The organism is Caulobacter sp. SLTY (assembly GCF_009905535.1).
In the GTDB taxonomy this organism is placed as follows: domain Bacteria; phylum Pseudomonadota; class Alphaproteobacteria; order Caulobacterales; family Caulobacteraceae; genus Caulobacter.
Genome location: NZ_JAAALA010000013.1, coordinates 61,246 through 80,065, shown reverse-complemented (window position 1 = coordinate 80,065; position 18,820 = coordinate 61,246). Strand labels below are relative to the sequence as shown.

The 18,820-nt window shown below is 69.6% G+C and carries 14 protein-coding genes; 4 read left to right on the top strand and 10 right to left on the bottom strand.

From position 1 onward, the window contains the following. Positions 1-2: 2 nt before the first annotated feature. Entirely contained in the window at positions 3-1,355 is a 1,353-nt protein-coding gene (locus GVN21_RS09510; protein ID WP_166574494.1) for an MATE family efflux transporter, read from the bottom strand. Positions 1,356-1,457: 102 nt separating this feature from the next. Between GVN21_RS09510 and GVN21_RS09505 the strand changes: the two genes are divergently transcribed. Continuing rightward, the gene (locus GVN21_RS09505; RefSeq protein WP_166574493.1) at positions 1,458-2,699 is read left to right on the top strand and encodes a DUF418 domain-containing protein; all 1,242 of its coding nucleotides are present in this window, start codon (positions 1,458-1,460) and stop codon (positions 2,697-2,699) included. 73 nt (positions 2,700-2,772) lie between these two features. Further along, complete coding sequence (locus GVN21_RS09500) at positions 2,773-4,359, top strand: serine hydrolase domain-containing protein (RefSeq protein WP_166574492.1); 1,587 nt, start codon at positions 2,773-2,775, stop codon at positions 4,357-4,359. Here the strand turns inward: GVN21_RS09500 and GVN21_RS09495 are convergent. From GVN21_RS09495 to GVN21_RS09460, 8 genes are read right to left on the bottom strand one after another with little or no spacing between them, the layout of a single operon-like run. Next, the gene (locus tag GVN21_RS09495) at positions 4,356-6,749 is read right to left on the bottom strand and encodes a hypothetical protein (protein ID WP_166574491.1); all 2,394 of its coding nucleotides are present in this window, start codon (positions 6,747-6,749) and stop codon (positions 4,356-4,358) included. The two genes, GVN21_RS09500 and GVN21_RS09495, sit on opposite strands and share 4 nt — an antisense overlap. Before the next feature lie 8 nt (positions 6,750-6,757). Continuing rightward, complete coding sequence (locus GVN21_RS20555) at positions 6,758-7,921, bottom strand: rhodanese-like domain-containing protein (protein ID WP_205690010.1); 1,164 nt, start codon at positions 7,919-7,921, stop codon at positions 6,758-6,760. Next, a complete protein-coding gene (locus tag GVN21_RS09485) occupies positions 7,918-8,745 on the bottom strand; it encodes a hypothetical protein (RefSeq protein WP_166574490.1) in 828 nt (275 codons plus the stop codon). The genes GVN21_RS20555 and GVN21_RS09485 overlap by 4 nt, the downstream gene beginning before the upstream one ends. A gap of 24 nt (positions 8,746-8,769) precedes the next feature. Further along, a complete protein-coding gene (locus GVN21_RS09480) occupies positions 8,770-9,921 on the bottom strand; it encodes a hypothetical protein (protein WP_166574426.1) in 1,152 nt (383 codons plus the stop codon). Positions 9,922-9,935: 14 nt separating this feature from the next. Continuing rightward, positions 9,936-10,625, bottom strand: coding sequence for a VWA domain-containing protein (locus GVN21_RS09475; protein WP_166574489.1), 690 nt, complete (start codon positions 10,623-10,625; stop codon positions 9,936-9,938). A 5-nt stretch (positions 10,626-10,630) separates the two neighbouring features. Then, positions 10,631-12,055 carry a PrsW family glutamic-type intramembrane protease gene (locus GVN21_RS09470; RefSeq protein WP_166574488.1) on the bottom strand — a complete coding sequence of 475 codons (1,425 nt, stop codon included), beginning with the start codon at positions 12,053-12,055 and terminating at the stop codon, positions 10,631-10,633. A 12-nt stretch (positions 12,056-12,067) separates the two neighbouring features. After that, positions 12,068-12,874: a PP2C family serine/threonine-protein phosphatase gene (locus GVN21_RS09465; protein WP_240902846.1), complete on the bottom strand. Its 807-nt coding sequence runs from the start codon at positions 12,872-12,874 to the stop codon at positions 12,068-12,070. A 2-nt stretch (positions 12,875-12,876) separates the two neighbouring features. Beyond that, a complete protein-coding gene (locus GVN21_RS09460) occupies positions 12,877-14,229 on the bottom strand; it encodes a serine/threonine-protein kinase (RefSeq protein ID WP_166574486.1) in 1,353 nt (450 codons plus the stop codon). A gap of 189 nt (positions 14,230-14,418) precedes the next feature. On the opposite strand from GVN21_RS09460, the gene GVN21_RS09455 reads away from it, so the two are divergent. Further along, positions 14,419-14,976, top strand: a complete 558-nt coding sequence (locus tag GVN21_RS09455; RefSeq protein WP_166574485.1) for an ECF-type sigma factor — start codon at positions 14,419-14,421, stop codon at positions 14,974-14,976. Further along, positions 14,973-17,366 (top strand): serine/threonine-protein kinase, encoded by a 2,394-nt coding sequence (locus GVN21_RS09450; RefSeq protein WP_166574484.1) that lies wholly within the window; start codon positions 14,973-14,975, stop codon positions 17,364-17,366. The genes GVN21_RS09455 and GVN21_RS09450 overlap by 4 nt, the downstream gene beginning before the upstream one ends. A 3-nt stretch (positions 17,367-17,369) precedes the next feature. On the opposite strand, the gene GVN21_RS09445 is transcribed toward GVN21_RS09450, so the two are convergent. Next, the gene (locus tag GVN21_RS09445; RefSeq protein WP_166574483.1) at positions 17,370-18,743 is read right to left on the bottom strand and encodes a 3-deoxy-7-phosphoheptulonate synthase class II; all 1,374 of its coding nucleotides are present in this window, start codon (positions 18,741-18,743) and stop codon (positions 17,370-17,372) included. Positions 18,744-18,820: the final 77 nt, after the last annotated feature.

Below are 18,820 nucleotides of genomic sequence, written 5' to 3'. Positions count from 1 at the left end.
CGTCACGGCCGCCGCGCCAGCATCCAGAACCGCCCGACCAGGCATCCAGCCGACACCAGGCTGGCGAGGATCACCGCCCAGATGATGCCGTTCAGGCCCAGCTTCATCGGGTGGGCCAGCCACCAGGCCAGGGGCGCCATGATCACCGCGTAGGAGAGGATGTGGGTCATGGTCGGCAGCCACACCTCGCCCCGCGCTCGCAGGGCCTGGGCGGCCACCACCTGCAGGCTGTCAGCGGTGAAGAACAGGCAGGACAGCACCAGGGCCGGCGCGGCCAAGGCGACCAGGGCCGCCTCTTGGGTGTAGGCGCCGGCGATCCAGGGCGCGAGCGGCCAGACCAGGGCCGAGACCAGGATGCCGAAGGCAAGGGCCACGCCAAACCCCAGCCAGCCGGCCCGCGCCATCCCGGCGGTGTCGCCGGCGCCATAGGCCCGTCCGACCTGAACCCCCGTGGCCGCCGACAGGCCGAGCGGGACCATGAAGATCACCGCCGCCACGTTCAGCACCACCGCATAGCCGGCGACGACCGCTGCGCCGAGCCAGCCCGCGACCAAGTTCATGCCGGCGAATGAGCCGACCTCGACGAAGTAGCTGGCGCCGCCGCCATAGCCCACGCGGCGTTGCTCGGCCGCCTCGGCCGGATTGGGAGCGGGCTTGTCGAAGACGCCAAGCTCGCGGGCGTCGGCCATCCGCCAGACCCAGGCCAGCAGGAAGGCCATCAGGAAGAAACGCGCTCCGAAGGTGGCCCAGGCGCCGCCCACCGCCCCCATGGCCGGAAGACCGAAGGCGCCCGGCACGAACAGCAGGTTGAGGCCGAGGTTGACCAGATTGGCCGCCCACATCGTCCACATCCCCGGCCCCGGCCGCGACAGGGCCTCCAGATAGAAGGTCGCCGCCACCGAGATCAGGTAGGGCGTCAGCGAAAGGGCGAAGACCAGCATGGCCTGGGTGGCCCCATCGGCCAGGCCCGGCTCCAGCCCCAGCGAATGCAGGAACAGCGGCCCCAGGGCCAGAAGGGCGGCCGTCGATACCACCCCGATCCAGAAGGCGTAGACAATCCCCCGCCTCAGCACCGCGCCGGTCTCGCCCCGCCGCCCCTCGCCAACCAGCCGGGCGGTCATCACCTGGACCCCCAGCAACAACCCCACCGCCGTGGTGATGATCACCGAGGTCGGCGCCCATCCAAGGGCGTGAAAGGCCAGCTGCTCGGCCGAATGCCGCCCCACGATGATTGCGTCGGTCAGCCCCATGACCATGATGCCCAGCCGCGCCATGACCACCGGTCCGGCGAGCCGCAGCAGCTCGCCGAGGTCGGCGCGGATCCGCGCCAGCGCGGCGTTTTCCGTTGACGTCATCGGTCCCTCGAAGGCGGCGGAGACTGGCGGGGTTCGCCGCGCCGGGCAAGCTTGACTGTGGCGCGAACGGGTCCACCCTCCCCTCGTCCCGGGGAGGGCGCGATGACTGAGAGCGATCGGCACACATCGATCGATGCGGTGCGTGGCTTTGCCGTGCTGGGCATCCTGTTGATGAACATTGTCGGCATGGGGCTGCCGGCGATGGCCTACATCACGCCGACCTACTACGGGGGACACGAGGGGCCGAACCTTTGGGTCTGGGCGGTCAACTATGTGCTGGCCGACGGCAAGATGCGGGCCCTGTTCACCATGCTGTTCGGGGCCAGCCTGATGCTGATCGCCGAACGGGCGGAGGGCCAGCGGCCGGGTCCGGCGGCCGTCCACTATCGGCGGGTGGCCTGGCTGTTCGTGTTCGGCATGCTGCACGCCTATCTGCTGTTCTTCGGCGATATCCTGGTCACCTACGCCATTGCCGGGGCCATCGTGTTCATGATGCGCCGATGGTCGCCCAGGGTGCTGATCGGCCTGGGGGTGGTCATCCTGGCCCTGCTGGTGGTCAAGGGCCTGCTGGAGACCCATCACCTGGAGCGCCTCAAGGAAGCGGCCGACGCGCCGGGCGCCAGCGACGCCGCCCGCAAGATGTGGGAACAGCAATCCTACACCCTCAACCCGCCGGCCTCGCTGGGCCAGAGCGAGCTCGCCGGCTACCGCGGAGACTTTTGGGACGCGATGAAGGCGCGCGCCTTCATGGCCGTCCTGCTGCAGACCGTCTTCCTGCTGACCGAGACCCTGTGGGAGGCCATCGCCCAGATGGCCATCGGCATCGCCCTCTATAGGTCGGGGTTCTTCACGCTTGGCTGGAAGAGCCGGTCGTACGCGGCGATGATTGCCGTCGGCTATGGCATTGGCGTGCCGGTGCTGGCCTGGATGGCCTGGCGCGTCTCGCAGTCGGGGTTTGAGCCCTTCCTGCGGCAGCAAACCAGCTATCTCGCCGCCATTCCCCGACCCTTCGTCGCCCTGGCCCACGCCAGCACCCTGCTGCTGATCGTTCGGTCAGGCGCCCTCGGCGGGCTGGTCGGCCGGCTTGCGGCCGCCGGGCGGATGGCGCTCAGCAACTATCTGGGGACCTCGATCATCACCGCGTTCGTCTTCTGCGGCTTCGGCCTCGGGCTGTTCGGAAGGCTGGAGCGCTATGAGCTCTACTATGTGGTCGCCGGAATCTGGCTTTTGATCCTGCTGTGGAGCAAGCCCTGGATGCAGGCCTTCTACTACGGCCCGTTCGAGTGGCTGTGGCGATCGCTGGTGCGATGGAAACTTCAACCGTTCGTGCGTCGGGCGTCGTGAACTGGCGCCGCGCCGCGGGGCGCGATACCAAGTCGGCATGGGGATTGCGCGTATTCTAGCAGTGACGGCGGCCGTGCTGGCCGCACCGGCGGTCGCCTTCGGCCAGACGCCGGCCGTTGGGGCGACGGCGGACATCCCGGCGCGCGTCGACGCCATCTTCGCCGCCCACGCCGGAACGGACCGTCCCGGCTGCGCCGTCTCGGCGATGCGGGGCGAGGAGCTGCTGGTCGAGCGGGGCTATGGCCAGGCGCACTTGGAATACGACGTGCCGATCACCGCCCAGACGGTGTTCGAGGCCGGGTCGGTGTCCAAGCAGTTCACCGCCGCCGCGATCCTGCTGCTGGCGCGCGAGGGCCGACTGAAGCTCAGCGACGACATCCGCAAATACCTGCCGGAGATGCCCGACTACGGCGTCCCGATCACCATCGAACAGCTGCTGAACCACACCAGCGGCCTGCGCGACTGGGGCGATCTGGCGGCCTTCATGGGCTGGCCGCGGACCACGCGCGCCTACACCCAGACCGACATCCTGGAGATCATCCAGCGCCAGCGCGGCCTCAACTACGTCCCCGGCGCCGAGTACGCCTACACCAACAGCGGCTACAACCTGCTGACCGAGATCGTGCGGCGGACCAGCGGCAAGTCCCTGGCCGACTACAGCCGTGAGAAGATCTTCCTGCCCCTGGGCATGAACCACACCGGCTGGCGGGACGACTTCCACCGCGTCGTTCCCGGGCGCGCCGCCGCCTATCAGCGGACGGCCGGCGGCTATCAGGAGCTGATGCCGTTCGAGGACGGCTACGGCAACGGCGGGCTGCTGACCACGGTCGCCGACCTCCAGGTCTGGAACCGGGCGCTGGCGGCCGGGGCGTTGGGCGACCTGGGCGAGGCGCTCATCGAGCGCGGCGTGCTGAACGACGGGACGCGGATCGCCTATGGGCGGGGCGTGCTGATCCAAGCCTGGAGCGGGGTGCTGGAGATCGGCCACAGCGGCGCTACCGCCGGTTATCGCGCCTGGCTGGCGCGCTATCCGAACGAGCAGCTGTCGATCGTCGTGCTGTGCAACGCCAGCGACGCCAACACCATCCCGCTGGGCCGTGCGGTGGCCGCCCTGTTCCTGCCCCCTCCCCCGCCGGAGCCGGACGTCGCCCCCTTGCGTGATCCGGCCGGGCGGGCGGGGCTGTACGTCAACCAGAAGACGGGACGGCCGCTTGCGCTGGTCCAGGATGGCGCGGGGCTGCGGGTATCCGGGGCCGGGCCGCTGTATCCGCTGACCGCCGACAGCGCCCGGTTCGGCGGCGACGTGATCGCCTTTCAGGATCAGAACAGCTTTGTGATCCGCACCCTGGAAGGCGGTCGCTACCTGCATCGCCGGGCCGAGCGCTGGGCGCCGGCCTACGGCGACCTCGTCCCCTTCGCCGGCCGCTATTTCAGCCCGGAGCTGGGCGTCACCTATCGCGTCACGCTGGAGGACAACCGCCTGTGGCTGCGGCTCGAGGACCGCACGCTGGCGCCCATTCCCATGGGGCCGATGATCCGCGACACCTTCAACCTCAATGGCAATCTGGCCCGGTTTCGCCGAGATTCCTCCGGCCGCGTCATCTCGATGAGCCTGGGCAGCGGCCGAGTGCGCGACCTGGTTCTGAAGCGCCTCAACTAGACCTCGCGCTTCATCACCCCGGCGAAGGTCAACAGGGCGACGGACAGCAGCACCCAGCCGAACAGCCGGTAGGCGACCGCCAGCCAATGCCAGACCGTCGCCTCCGTGCGGATCGAGCAGAAGTTCTCGTTGCCCAGGGTGGTCAGCGGCACCATCAGGTCCAGCGTGTAGAGCGGCGGGATCAGCCAGGGACAGCCGTTGGGCGCCTCGGTCGCCGCCACGGCCAGGACTGATCCGTCGATGAAGGGCGAGGCCTCGAAGGCGTGCATGTGGTCGGCCAGCGCGACTCCGGCCCAGCCCAACAGAAAATAGATCAGCAGCGCCACGGCGGCGCGGATCGGGGCGTAGCCATAGCCGCTGACCAGCTCCAGCAAAGCGCCCCCCAGGCGGATCACCAACGGCGCGCCGGCCAACCGGCGCTGCTGGCGGCGTGCGGCCAGTTCGGTGCGTTTGACCCCGTTGTCGTGGCCCGCTTCAGTCAGAACGGCGACCAGGGTGCGATAGGGCTGTGGGCTGAAGCCGGCGCCGCGCCCGTGGGCGTCCCGACCGTGCGCCTCGATCCAGGCCAGGCGGGCGGAGACCGCGTCCTCCGTCCGCCGCCGACGGCCCTCGGTCAGGCCCTCGATATCGGCGTAGCGCAGGCTGGCGATCTCCATGCGCGGCGCGGTGTCGGCATTGGCGGCCCAGGCCTGGCCATGGTCGTCGTCCAGACGCGAGACGGAGGCGTCGCCCAGATCCACCTTCCAACCACCCTTGAGCGTGAGGCCACGGACGCGCAAAGCGCCGCCGATCCGGGCTGAATGCAGATCGAGGCGACCGTCCTTGTCGGCGGTCAGGGCAAGACCGCCAAGCAAGGCGTCGCCCGCGACCTCGATCCCGGAGAGGTCCAGCGAGCCGGTCGCGGCCAGGCCGGCCAAGTCCAGGTCGCCCTTCAAGATGGCCCGGCGGAGGGACAGCGCTTCGCCGGCCTGGCCCAGCGCGTTGCTCGCTGCAGCCGTGATGGCGGTGTTGCAGAAGCGGATATCGTCGCCCAGCCGGGCGTGGTCGAGGGCCACCACGCCACGGAGGCTGACCGCCTCGTCGCCCTCGGGCTGGCCAAATCGCAGGTAGGTTTCGACCTCCAGGTGGCGGGCGGCGATGGCTACCCCGGCCCAGCGCCCCTCCGCCGCCGCTTCTATGGTCAGCCCCCGCAGCGCCAGCTCGCCGCAGCGGTGGCCGATCAGCGACAGGGTGCCGGCGATATGGGTCGGCCGCTCGCCGGAGCCCAGGCTGGCCCGGCCTGTGCAATGGACGCCCAGATGCAGCGGCAGGTCCACTGGACAGCGATACGCCCCGCCCAGCACCATGCCGGCGCAGTCGACCTGACGCAGCGAGACCCCGCCTTCGAGCAGGCCGAAATCCACCTCCAGCCGCCCGCAGCGCAGGCGGCTCACGTCCAGCGCAGCGCCCGTCCCGACCCGCAGGGAGCCGCGCAGCAACAGGTTGCCGCCGATGGCGCAGCCGGTCAGCCGCACGGGCGCGGCGCCGTCGAAACCGTCGCCCAGGACGAAGTCACCGGCCACCTCCAGCAGGGACAGGTCGATGGCCGGCGATGCGTGCCGGTGCTCGCTCTCGATGACCAGGTCCGCCGCCACCTTGAGATTGCCGCCGACCAGGGCAGCAAGGCGAGACCCTGCCTCGATCCTCGCCTCGCCCAGGCTGGCGCGGCCGAGGACCAGGGCGCCGGAGACCTGGGCGCCGGCGCGGATCCTGAGGCTGTCGATGGTGGCCGCCGTCAGGCTCACCGTCCCCTCGGCGCGAACGTCGCGGTCGAGCAGCAGCCGCCGGCCGATGCGGGCGTGGTCACCGCTCAGCGCCACCTTGCCGGTGCCCACCGCGCTGTCCCGCAGCGCCAGGTCGCCGGCGATCTGGGCGTCGGCGAAGGACATCACCCCGCCGATCCGCGAACCCTTCAGCTGCACCATGGCGCCGGTCAGCCCGTCGAGGCGCAGATGTCCCCGGGTGGTCAGGCGATCAAGCTGGAGCCGGCCGATCCGCGCGCCTTCCAGCGAGACGCTGGAGGCTTCACAGTCTTCCAGGCCCAGGCGTTCCAACTGGGCGCCGGGAAGCGACAATCCGCCCTCGAACCGGCAGCCGACGAATCGGAGCCGCCCCCCGGCCAAGCCCTCCATCTCCAGCCCGCCGAGCACGGTCAGGCCGGTCAGGACAATCTCGCCCGTCGGACGGCCAGGCCAGGCCCGCACCCCGCTCAGCAGGTCGCGGAGCACCGCGCCACGCACCTCGACCGGGGCCTCCCCCGGCGAGGGCGAGCCGTCGATGAGCGCCCGCTCACCGGCCGACAGGCCATCGGCCGCCGCCTTGCTCGCTGACCTGTTTGGGCCCTGGGCCATGGCCGCCTCTAGGGATCGAACATGTTGGCGCCGGCCGCCCTTGGCGGGGCCGGCGCCTGCGGCAGGGGCTGGAACGGCTGGCCGGCCGCCTGCCAGGAGGCCAGACCGCCCCGGTACCAGTAGACGTTCTTGTACCCCGCCGCCGCCGCCCGCAGTACGGCGTTGTAGGATTCCCAGCACATGGCGCCGGCGCAGAAGAACACCAGCGGCCGTTGCGGCTGGTTGCCCACCGCTGCCTTCAGCTGGGCGGCAACCTGGGGCTGGAGGTTGTCGTTGACGGTCCCCGGGTAGCCGGCGGCTGGCAGGTAGATGGCGTTTCGCAGGGTCGTCTGGTGGGGGTCGGCCAGGACGTCGACCAGCAGAGTGCTGCTGTCCTGCGCCAGCAGCTTCTGGAGCTCAGTGGTGGCGATCCGGCGGCCGACCGGAATGTCCAGCGGCGTGGCCGAGCCGACGTTGCTCTCCAGCGTCGGCTTGGCGGCCACCCCCATGTCGGTGAGCTCGCCGGCATAATTCACGGCCTGCTCGACCGGGGTCGTTTTCGGGTCCGGACCGACCGGCTTGGCGCTCTGGCCATATATCAGCAGGCCGCCGACCACCGCCGCCACCGCGCCGGCGCCCCCGAACAGGTACTTGCGATCGAACGGCAGCTTGTCGAGCAGCCCGGCCTTGGGCGGCGCCGGCGCATAGCCGGGGCCAGGTCCGGGGCCGGGGTTGTAGGGTGGTTGCGGGGGATAGACCGGCTGCGGCGCATAGTTCACCGGCGCCGGCTGAGGCGGGGCGGCCGGCTGGGAAACGCCGGCCCAGCTGTCGGTCTGAGGGGCGACCGGCTGCGTGCCTTGGTAAACCGACGGCAGCGGGCCGAGGTCCAGGGCATAGGCCAGGATCCGCACCACCTGCAGGGCGATGTCGAGCCGCAGGCCGGTGCTGGCCTCCAGGCGGTTTGCCTGGCGGTCCATCTCCAGGCCAAGCAGATGGCGCTCCGCCGACTTGAGCGCGGCGGGCACCCCTTCGTCCAGGGCGGCGCCGATCACCCGGATGTCCCGCTTGGCCTCCGGGGCGGCGTCCATCAGCAGGGAGCTTAAGCGCCGCCGGTCGGCCAGGATGCCGTCGCCGAGCCGCCCCCGGATCTGATGCAGGGCCTGGGCTAGCTGGTCGTGGACTTGCTCGCTCATCGACGCAGCTTTCCGCAGGCGTAGGCCTGGCCGCAGGTGCGGTCCATGACGCAGAAGTTGGCGTCGGGCAGCGACACGTCGCTCTGGCCCTTCGACCCGATAAAGGCGAAGCAGAGGCCACCCATCGTGGCCCTGTCGACTGTCCAGTTTGGCCGCACGGCCCGAACCGGAACGCCGTCGATATTGCCCAAGTCGGCGGTCGCGGCGCCAAAGCTCATCAGCTCATGGTTCTTGAGCTGCGAGATGCTGATGGTGACCCAGCCGGCCCCCCAGCCGTCGGGGATCATGACGTTGCCCATCGCCTGCCCCTCCGGGGTTTCGATCCGGAAGTCGAAGTTCGAACCGATGTAGGGGGTGTAGCTGACGTTGACGAACGGCAGGTCGCCACCGGGCTTGGCCAGCAGCGGAAACATCTGCTGGCCGTCCCGCTCGACCATGCCACCGGGCGGCTGCGGCGGCGTTACCGGCGGTTGAGGTTGGGGGCCTGGCTGGCCATTCGGCCCCTGCTGGCCCTGAGGCGTCGGTTGGCCGCCGATGGGTTGGAACGGCGCCGGCTGTTCATTCGGCTGGGCCACCGGCCAACCGCCCTGCCCGGCCTGCGGCGGCGCCTGGGGGGTGCCGTAGCCGGTGGGCGCCTGGGTGTTGCCGCCGACGTTGTCATTCGGTCCGACCGGCCGCGTCGGAACCTCCGGCCCCCGGTTCTGCTGCATGGCCTGATAGCCGAGCAAGCCCGCGACGATCACGGCGCCGCCGATGGCCCATGGGGTCTTCCAGAACGGCGTGGCGGGCGGCTGGCCTTCCGGCCCGGGTTGCTGATCGGACATGGTCGGTCTCCTGGAAGGGGTTGATCAGCCGACGCGCCCGCAGGCCGAGGCCCGCTGGCAGCTGCTGTCCATCACGCACATGGTCGATCCCTGCAGCGGGACGTCCTGCTGGCCCTGCGGGCCGATGAAGGCGATGCAGATCTGGCCGAAGCCGACGTTGTCCTGCTGCCACTGGGGCTGCATGGCGCGCATTGGGCCGTACTGGGAGTTCATCCTGGTGAACCGGCCGCCGCCGCCGGTTTCGATCTGGCTGCTGTTGTTGCGCATGAAGCCGACCTGGCCGAGGCCATTGTCCCATCCCCCGTTGGGCAGCATCACCACCCCCCCGATCGGGCCGGTGTTGATCGGCAGGATGAAGGGGATGCCGAACGAGCCGTCATTGGCCCGCTGAATCGCCAGAGTGGGAAGCTGGCCGTCCGGCGGAGCCAGGGTTGGCGGCGCGCCGTTCGGGCCGGGGTTCGGAGCCGGTCCGGGCCCAGGCCCAGGTCCAGGGGTGGGGCCGGGAGTGGGGCCGGGAGTGGGACCAGGACCAGGTCCGGGACCCGGCCCAGGGCCAGGTCCGGGTCCAGGACCAGGGCCAGGGCCAGGACCAGGGCCGACTGGGCCAGGACCAGGGCCAGGGCCGGGGCCTTTCGGCTGCTGCATCATCTGGAAGCCGACCAGCACCACCACGGCGGCCGCGATGCCGATGGCCCATTTGCTCTTCCAGAACGGCGGCTTCTCGGCCGCTGGCGGCTGCGGCGCATAGTGATGCGGCGGCTGGTAGGGCGGCTGGCCGCCATACTGCGGAGGCGGCGGTTGCGGCGCGACGCCGCCAACCGCGATACTGTCCCCGGCCCAGCTACCCCCGCCGGACGGCGGCGGCGCGGCATTGCCGAGTGTGCCGATCCGCCGGGCGACCGCCAGGGCCGGCCCGAAGGCGGAGATCGACAGCCGCTCGCGGGCGGCGAGTTCGCCGCCCAGCCGCGCCTCTTCGGCCGCTGGATCCGGCGAGCCGGCGATGCGGCCGGACAGGTCCTGCTCCAGGATGGCCGCCAGCATCCGCACCTCGGCATGGAGGTCGGGCGCCTGGCTGCTCAGTCGCGGCACCAGTTGGGCCGGAGTGCGGAGGAAGCCGTCGCCGTTCTGTTGGCGGGCGTGGTCGACCAGGGTGTACAGTCGGTCTTCGAGGGACATCGCTCTGTTCCTTGCTACCAGATGATTTCGCTGTTGGCGGTGGGGGCCAGGTCCGCTTCCCGCGCCAGGGGCACGAGCGGATCGGGGGCGTTGGTCGGCGACGAGACGGCCTTCACCGGCGCGGTCGTCGCCCATTTGATGTGGTGGACCAGGTCGGCGGCGTTGGTCGCCTTGAGCGGCTTCATGCTAGGGTGGTCGATGAAGCGGACCAGGATCTCTTCATCGACGTCGGACCCGATGGCGATACCCAGCCGGATCGCGGAGGCCGCATGCTCCGCCTCGAAGAAGGCCTTCAAGCCCCCATCGATGTCGTCCGTCGGATAGCCGTCCGAGGCCAGCACGATGACCGGCGGTAGCTGGCGGCCTGGCATGGCCTCCGAGGTCAGCACTCCGCCGATCAGCCGCAGGGCGTCGCCCATGTGGGTCTCCCCCTCGGCCACCACGTCGGTCCACTTGAGATCCTCGACCGGCACCGGGTCGGCGATATGCCAGGTGGCGGTGCTGCCGAAGCGCAGCACCCGGACGCGGACGTCGATCTCCGGATTGTCGGCCGCCACATGGCGCAGCTCCGGCAAGGCCGTGCGCAGGGCGTAGTTCAGCGAGGCGATGCGGTCGCCGCGCATGGACCCTGAGCAGTCCAGCGCCAGGATGACCTGCAGCTGGCGCCGGGCGACGCCGGCGGGATCGAAGGTCAGCTTGGTCATGACGATCAGCCCAGCGGCACGACGCGGCCGGTCAGCCCGCCGCCAAAGTCGATCTGGACGCCCGGGGCCAGCCGGATGTTCTGGTTCTGCTCGATCACCTGCTGGCTGCCGTCCCGCAGGCGGGCGGTCCAGGCGATAGTCCCACCGTTGCGGAGGCCAAGGACATGGGCGCGCGACGGGTGCGGCACGATCTGGCCGACCACGCCCTTCCCTCGCCCGCCTAGCGCCGGCTCGGCGCCGAGATCGAGGCTGGCGCCGCCGCGCAGGGGCAGCATCATGCCGTCGATGTCGAGCGCCAGCGGCTGTTCGGCTGAGGGGCGCTTGGCCGGAGCTGGAGCTGGCGCCGGATTGTATGCGGGCGCGGCGACCGCCGCCGGCTGCGGCGTGGGGCGATCGACCAGGATGGAGCCGGAGGTGAAGTTCTCTCGGCCCAGTTCCGCCGCGTCGATCTGGCGGGCCTTGAGCAGGGCGGCGCCGGCGAAGATGGCGCAGACGAGGGCCACCCCGTACTGCAGCATCGGGTTGATCACGCCGACGCTGTTCCACAGGGCGTGGACCAGCGAGGACACGCCCCAGCCGATCCCCAGCAGCATCCAGAACTTCTTGCGGCGCAGAACCGCCAGGCCGATGAAGTAGCCGAAGATCATCGAGTAGGCGATGTGACCGACGGCCCCGCCCATCACCCTGGGGAGCAGCAGCAGCATGCCTGCGGCGATCCCGCCGCCATAGCCGCCGCCCTGGGTTCCGATCTTCATCGCGAAGTCAGGGACATATTCCAGCGCCGTCTCGACCATGATGAAGGCCGCGCCGGTGAACACGCCCATCACTACCGCGTCGAGCGGCCCCCGGATGTTCAGCAGCTTGAAGGCGAAGTTCTTGGTCAGCCCCGGCTGCTTGGCCGCATAGAGGGTCAAGCCAGCGCCGATCAGCATAGGAACCGCCTTGAGCAGCTCCTCCATCAGGCCGGCCCCGAAGAACATGCCGATGAACTGGGGAATGAACTGCGGGTTGGGCCCCTCGATGATTCCGCCGGGGAGCAGCTTCCGGAAGACGAAGAAGTAGAGGGCGATGATCGGCGAGATCATCTGGGCGATGGTGATCACGTAGGCCGCCATATGGCCCCAGATCGGCCGGTCGGTCCGGCTATAGGCATAGATGCCGACCTGCATCATCAGCAGCATCGAGAAGACTGCGACGATCACGAACAGCTTGAAGGCGGGGAAGCCCTGGCCGTTGGGATTGGTCAGGACCTGGATCATCAGGCCGTACATCAGCACCGAGATCAGACCGGCCACGATCATGAACAGCACGACCGGGCTCTTGAACATTTTGATCTTCGAGGACCGGAACGGCATCAGCTCGGACATGCTGGCGTCGTCATGGTCCCTGGGGACCGGCGGCATCATCCGCTTGTTGGGATCCTTGCTCATGGTTCGGCTTCCTCAGGTCTGGGATGGATTTCGCAGGGCGATACAGAGGGTCGCGTCGTCTCCGCTGCCCTGGCCGGACAGTTCCTCCAGCCAGCCGGGGAGGTTGCTCAGCAGGCCCGGCCAGTCCTCGCGGGCGAAGTCGCGAAGGCGGGCTACGGCGTCGGCGAACACGGCGTCGTCGCGGTAGGACTTGGCCACCCCATCGGTGGCCAGCAGGGCGAAGTCGGGCCAGTCGGCGTCTTCGCCGCGCCACAGGCTCGTGACCTTGAAGCGGGTCTCGGCGTCCTCCTGGCAGAGGGAATAGGTCTCCTCGCCCACCAGGCCGGCGTCCGATCGCAGGGCGCGGACGACGCGGCCGTCCGGATAACCCAGCATCAGGTCGCCATCGCCGATCTGCAGGATGGTGATCACATCCTCTTCGGCCGCGAAGGTCAGCAGGGTGGCGCCGTAAGGGCCGAGTCGGGGCCCTGTCAGGAAGCCCGCCTCCTCCCCGCTGTAGGGCCGGGCGGCGACGTCGGCGTCCACCGCCCGACGCCAGCCGCGCAGGATGTCGCCGGCCAGGGCCGAGCCGACCTCATCGGCGTCCGGGTCGTCGAGATGGCGGACCAGACGGGCCACCGCCTGCTCCACGGCCAGGCGCGAGCCGGTCCCCGAGCGGAAGTGGGCACGGGCGCCATGGCCATCGGCCACCGCCCCGACCACCCGCGCGCCGGTCCCGGCCCCCGGATGCCATGCGACGGCGTCCTCGTTGCCCTTTCCGGCCCGCACATGGGCGGCGCCGCGCACCGACGCCCCGCCGATGGTCCAGTTCGACGCCATACTCACGTCCCTTCTCCGGCGGCCAGCCGCTGGCTGATCCGCCCCTGGTTTCGTCCGAAATCGATGGTTGCGCCGGGCAGCACCCGCACCACCTGGCCCGGCGGCACGGTGTAGGAGGCTCCGTCGGCCAGGATGGCCCGCCAGGCGTCGCCGGTGAGGTTGCGCAGGCCGATGCGATCGGGGTGCTGCGGATGAGCCTCGACCCGGCCGGCGGCGACTCCGGACAGAGTGCGTTCCAGCACCTCGCCATCCATCGTCGCGCCCACTGTCATGGCCAGCAGCCGGTCGCGGACCTGCAGAAAGGCCGGTGTCGCCAGGGGTTCGGTGCAGGCCAGGCAGCGCTCGTGCACGCCAGGCGGCCCTGCCGGGTTCGGCTCGGCGACATGCTCGAAACCGCACTCGGGACAGGCGAAGCTGGCCTCTTCGACGATGCGTAGAGCGCCGCGCCATTCGGTCTCAAGCACCCGCGCGGCGGGGTCACTCAAGCCCTGCCCGAAGGCGCGCTCGAACAGGGTCCGCAACCGCGTCGGCAGGCTGTTCCAGCGCGCGACCAACGCGTCGTGCAGGCCGGGGACCGGGCCGTTGGCATCGTCATGCGGGTCGAATAGGAACAGCGGCTGTTCGCCGTAGAGCCGCATCTCGGCGGCCGCATTCATCAGCTTGGTCTCGGCCTCGCGGCGGCCGTCCAGCGGGTGCCAGCCGAACAGGGTGTAGAAGAACAGCACCGACATCGAGAACAGGTCGGTCCGGCTGTTGGGCAGGGTCTCGCGGCGCACCACCTCCGGCGCCATGAACTTGCGGGTGCCGTAGATGCTGGCCTCTGCCCCGTCGATATTGACGTTGTCGTTGTCACAGATCAGGACCCGGCCGCGCTTGGGGTCCAGGAAGATGTTGCCGAAGTTGACGTCCTGGTAGCAGAACCCGTTGGCGTGCAACTGCAGGAAGCTGCGGGCCAGCTGTTGGCAGATGGTCGCCCGCCGGGCCAGCGACAGCTCCAGCCGCTTGGGCGGCGGCGCGATCAGGTCTCGGATGCTGACGTAGTCGTCGGTCCGCAGCAGCATGACGTAGCCGAAGCTGCGGCTGCCCGGGATATCGACGAGGTCCAGCGGCCAGAGGAAGTCCTCGGTCGGCGCCCCGCGCCGCACCGCCCTGTCGAGCCGCGAGCGCAGGGTGGTGTCGAGTTCGGCATAGTGGGGGTGGTACCATTTGAGGGCGAAGGTCTGGCCATCGAGCCCGACGCTGTAGACCTCGCCCTGCCCGCCCGCGCCCAGCAGGGCGCCGACGCGCCCCTGCCGGCCACTGGTGGTGGCGAAGCCCTGGCCGGGGCGCAGCAAGCCGGCTTCGGACCCACTCATCGGCCCCACCCGCGTCCTGCCTCGAGATACTCGCTGCGCCCCACGAAGAACTCCCTTCAATGGGGAAGGCGTGGGATGGGGGGAAAACGGATCAGGGGTCGCCGAACATTTTTTCACGAACCCCGACTTTTTCGTCCCACGCCCTCAAATCGGGGGTTAGGCTTGTGCGACCCCAAGGGAAGGGACGCCATGAGCGTCAGCGAAAGCGGGACGAGCCTTCAGTTGCTTCAGGCCTGGCGGTCGGGAGACGGCCAGGCGCGCGACCGGCTGTTCGCCCTGTTCTATCCCGACCTCGTCCAGGTGGCGGCCAGCCTGCTGCGGCGGGAATCGAGCGTCTCCCTGGCGTCCGGCGACCTGGTGCATGAGTCGGTGCTGCGGTTGATCCGGCTCAAGCAGATCGAATGGGAAGACCGCTCCCACTTCATGGCCATGGCCGCCCGCTTCATGCGCCGCAGCCTGATCGACCATGTCCGCGCCAAGCAGTCGGACAAGCGCGAGCATGTGAAGGTGGAGCTGACCACCCGGTTCGCGGGCCACCGGCCGCTGGACCTGCAGAAGCTCGACAACGCCTTGGTGCGACTCTCGGCCATGGACCCGGAAATGGCCGACATCGTCGAGATGCGGTACTTCGGCGGCATGACCACGGCCGATGTCGCCGAGGTGCTCCGCGTCAGCGAGCCGACGGTCAAGCGCCGCTGGAACACCGCGCGGGTCTGGCTGCGCGAAGCCCTGGACAGCGCCGAATGAAGTCTCAGGATCTCGAGGTCCGGGCCCTGGCCATGCTCGAGGACGCCCTCGACCAGCCGAGCGGTGAGCGCGAGACCTGGATCATCGCCCGCACCGAGGACGACTACCCACTACGCGCCCGGATGCTGCAACTGCTGGCCGCCAGCGCTGAGCTTTCGGAACAGCTGCTGACCGGCGGCGCCCCGCTCGACAGTTTCGAGACCCATGCGCCCGAGCGGGTCGGCGCCTATCGTATCGTCTCCCAGGTCGGCCATGGCGGCATGGGCGCGGTCTACAGGGCCCAGCGCGACAGCGGCGACTTCGATCACACGGTGGCGATCAAACTGATCCGGCCGGGCGCCCTGTCGGCCGCCCTGATTGAGCGGTTCAAGCAGGAACGCCAGATCCTGGCCGAGCTGGCCCATCCCAATATCGCCCGCCTGTTCGACGGCGGGACCACGATCAACGGCGAGCCGTTCATCGTCATGGAGTTCGTCGATGGCCAGCCCATCGACCGCTGGGTCTCCGAGCGCAAGCTGGACACCCCGGCCCGGCTGCGCCTGTTCCTGGACGTCTGCGGCGCGGTGCGGTTCGCCCACCAGAACCTGATCGTCCACAGGGACATCACCCCGCCCAATGTGCTGGTCACCCAGGACGGCACCGCCAAGCTGATCGACTTCGGAATCTCCAGGCCGCCGGAGGCCAGCGAGGGCGGCCGGCCGATCCATAGCTCGATCAGCGGCCTGAGCCTGACCCCCGGTTTCGCCGCGCCCGAACGGGTGGCGGGGTCCGCAGCCACAACCCTGACCGACATCTATTCGCTCGGCCGCCTGTTGGCAGTGCTGCTGGAGGGCCAGCCCCCGTCCGAAGACCTGAAGGCCATCGTCGAGGAGGCCACGGCGGCCGACCCGGAAACGCGCTATCCGTCCGTCGACGCCCTGATGGACGATGTCGACCGCTACCTGAGCGGTCGCCCGGTTGCGGCCCGGCGGGGCGGGCGAGCCTACGCCGTCGGCAAGTTCATCGGCCGTTATCGCTGGCCGGTGGCCGGGGCGGGCATGGCGCTTGGCCTGATCCTGGCCGCCCTGGCCACCACCCTGGTGTTCTACGCCAGCGCCGAACAGGCCCGCGCCGCAGAGACCAAGCGGTTCGACGAGGTCCGCACCCTGGCCGGCTTCATGCTGTTCCAGCTGAACGACGACCTGGCCCGCACCCCCGGCAACACCGCCGCGCGGCTGAAGCTGGCCGGCAAGGCTCAGGAATACCTGCTGGTCCTGGCCCAGAGCCCCGATGCGCCGCCGGCCCTGCGGCTGGAGACCGCGCGCGGCTTCAACCAGCTGGCCAAGATTCAGGGCGTGCCGCCCGAGCCCAACCTGGGCGAACGGGCGCTGGCCAAGAAGAACCTCATCCTGGCCGAGCGGCTGTTCAAGACCCTGGCCGCCCAGGGGCTCCCAGCCCGCGACTGGGCTCCGGACCTGGCCCGCACTCACGTCTACCAGGGCCTCATTCTGGCGCTGGGCGACAGCAAGATCGCCGAGGGCGATCGGGCGCTGAAGGCCGCCGAGGTGGTGCTGAACCAGGTTCCGGCCGGCGAGCGGGGCAATGCCTGGCATCTGACCCGGGGCCAGCTTTTGCGGGCCCAGGCGGAGGTGCGGTTCCTCAACGCCGAGGACCCCAAGGTGATCGCCCTGGGCAACCAGATGGACGCCGAACTGGCCGTCTGGCCCAGGGCGCTCCGCGACGGCCGCGAGGGCGCCGAGCAGCGGGCCTATGCCGAGTTCTACCGGGCCAGCGGCAACTTCTATCTCTCCAGCGGGGACTACGGCATCCCCGCCATCCTCAAGGGCCGCGAGGCCATGCTGGCGCTGGACCGCCGCTGGCCGAACGACCCGGCCACCCTCTATGCCCTGACCTATATCGACTATTCGCTGTTCGCCTCAGCCGCGCGGGCGGGCCAACAGAAGCTGTCCTCCCAGGCCATCGCCGACGCCCGGGTCAGCGTCGCGCGGTTGCTGACCCTGGAGGCCAGCGACAATTCGTTGATCACCCTCAAGCGCAACATCGACCAAGCCTACGCCCACGACCTTGCCAATCGTGGCCTCTATCCCGAGGCCATCGCCGCCCAGCGCAAAGCCCTGGCCGAGGTCAGCGCCCTGTTGACGCCTGAACAGCGGGTCAACACCCTGGGCGACATGGCCTGGACCGAGATGCAGCTGGGCGTGATCGGCCGCAAGGCCGGCGACCGAGATCTGACCTGCACCAGCTACGGCAACGCCTTGGCCCGGTTCGAGTCCGTCGAGCGCCGGTCGGAGCTGACCGGCTTCCACAAGGGCTTCATGCCGGGGCTCCGCGCCAACGTCGCCCTGTGCCGGGCAGGCCGGCCGCTCAGCGACCTGAAGAACCTGCAGTAGGCCTCAGCTCGCCGCCCGCAGGTCCTCGGTGCGCAGGGCGCGCAGCTTCTCGGCCACCAGGAAGGCCAGCTCCAGCGCCTGTTCGCCGTTGAGGCGCGGGTCGCAGTGGGTGTGGTAGCGATCCGCCAGGTCGCCCTCGGACACCGCCCGGGCGCCGCCGAGGCATTCGGTGACGTTCTGGCCGGTCATCTCCAGGTGGACGCCGCCGGGGTGGACGCCCTCGGCCCCGGCCACTTCGACGAAACCCTTTACCTCGGCCAGGATCCGGTCGAACGGCCGGGTCTTGTAGCCCGTGGCGGCCTTCAACGTGTTGCCGTGCATCGGGTCGATCGACCAGACCACGCTGCGGCCCGACTTCTTGGTCGCGGCCATCAGCCGTGGCAGTCGGTCGGCCACCTTGTCGGCGCCGAAGCGGCCGATCAGGGTCAGGCGGCCGGGCTCGTTGGCCGGGTTCAGCACGTCGATCAGCCGCATCAGGTCGTTGGCCTCCATGGTCGGCCCGCACTTCAGGCCGATGGGGTTCTTCACCCCCTTGAGGAAATGGACATGGGCGCCGTCCAGCTGCCGGGTGCGCTCGCCGATCCACAGCATGTGGGCGCTGGTGTCGTACCAATCGCCGCTGGTGCTATCGACGCGGGTCATCGCCTCTTCGTAGCCGAGCAGCAGGGCCTCGTGGCTGGTGAAGAATTCGACGCGGTGCATCTCCGGATGGGTGTCCGGCGTCACCCCGATGGCGGCCATGAAGGTCAGGCTCTCGCTGATCTTCTCGGCCAGTTCGCGGTAGCGCGCGCCCTGAGGGCTGTCAGCGACGAAGCCCAGGGTCCAGCGATGGATGTTGTAGAGGTCGGCATAGCCGCCGCCGGCGAAGGCCCGCAGCAGGTTCAGTGTCGAGGACGACTGGCCGTAAGCCTTCAGCAGGCGTTCGGGATCGGGCGTGCGGCCCCCGTCGAAGTCCATGCCATTGATGTTGTCGCCCCGGTAGGACGGCAGGGTCACGCCATCGATGGTCTCGATAGGCTCCGAGCGCGGCTTGGCGAACTGGCCGGCGATCCGGCCGACCTTCACAACCGGCTTGCCGCCGGCGAAGGTCAGCACCACCGCCATCTGCAGGATCAGGCGGAAGGTGTCGCGGATGTTGTCGGCCGAGAATTCCTTGAAGCTCTCGGCGCAGTCACCGCCCTGTAGCAGGAAGGCCTTTCCGTCCGCCACATTGCCCAGAAGACCCTTCAGCCGACGGGCCTCGCCGGCAAACACCAGCGGCGGCATCCGGCGAAGCTCGTCCTCGACCCGCGTCACGGCCCCCGCGTCCGGATAGTCGGACGGGATATGCTTGGCGGGTTTGGCTCTCCAGGATTGCGGGGTCCAGCGCTCGGTCATCGGTCTGCTTCTAGGTCTCAAAAGGATCGTGGCTCATACAGGAAGGCCACGATACAGGCAAAAGATTGCGCGCGGGT

Excerpts from the sequence above, each read along its gene's own strand:
- GVN21_RS09510 (WP_166574494.1), bottom strand. The coding sequence starts at position 1,355 with ATGACGTCAACGGAAAACGCCGCGCTGGCGCGGATCCGCGCCGACCTC.
- GVN21_RS09505 (WP_166574493.1), top strand. The coding sequence starts at position 1,458 with ATGACTGAGAGCGATCGGCACACATCGATCGATGCGGTGCGTGGCTTT.
- GVN21_RS09495 (WP_166574491.1), bottom strand. The coding sequence starts at position 6,749 with ATGGCCCAGGGCCCAAACAGGTCAGCGAGCAAGGCGGCGGCCGATGGC.
- GVN21_RS20555 (WP_205690010.1), bottom strand. The coding sequence starts at position 7,921 with ATGAGCGAGCAAGTCCACGACCAGCTAGCCCAGGCCCTGCATCAGATC.
- GVN21_RS09485 (WP_166574490.1), bottom strand. The coding sequence starts at position 8,745 with ATGTCCGATCAGCAACCCGGGCCGGAAGGCCAGCCGCCCGCCACGCCG.
- GVN21_RS09480 (WP_166574426.1), bottom strand. The coding sequence starts at position 9,921 with ATGTCCCTCGAAGACCGACTGTACACCCTGGTCGACCACGCCCGCCAA.
- GVN21_RS09475 (WP_166574489.1), bottom strand. The coding sequence starts at position 10,625 with ATGACCAAGCTGACCTTCGATCCCGCCGGCGTCGCCCGGCGCCAGCTG.
- GVN21_RS09470 (WP_166574488.1), bottom strand. The coding sequence starts at position 12,055 with ATGAGCAAGGATCCCAACAAGCGGATGATGCCGCCGGTCCCCAGGGAC.
- GVN21_RS09465 (WP_240902846.1), bottom strand. The coding sequence starts at position 12,874 with ATGGCGTCGAACTGGACCATCGGCGGGGCGTCGGTGCGCGGCGCCGCC.
- GVN21_RS09460 (WP_166574486.1), bottom strand. The coding sequence starts at position 14,229 with ATGAGTGGGTCCGAAGCCGGCTTGCTGCGCCCCGGCCAGGGCTTCGCC.
- GVN21_RS09455 (WP_166574485.1), top strand. The coding sequence starts at position 14,419 with ATGAGCGTCAGCGAAAGCGGGACGAGCCTTCAGTTGCTTCAGGCCTGG.
- GVN21_RS09450 (WP_166574484.1), top strand. The coding sequence starts at position 14,973 with ATGAAGTCTCAGGATCTCGAGGTCCGGGCCCTGGCCATGCTCGAGGAC.
- GVN21_RS09445 (WP_166574483.1), bottom strand. The coding sequence starts at position 18,743 with ATGACCGAGCGCTGGACCCCGCAATCCTGGAGAGCCAAACCCGCCAAG.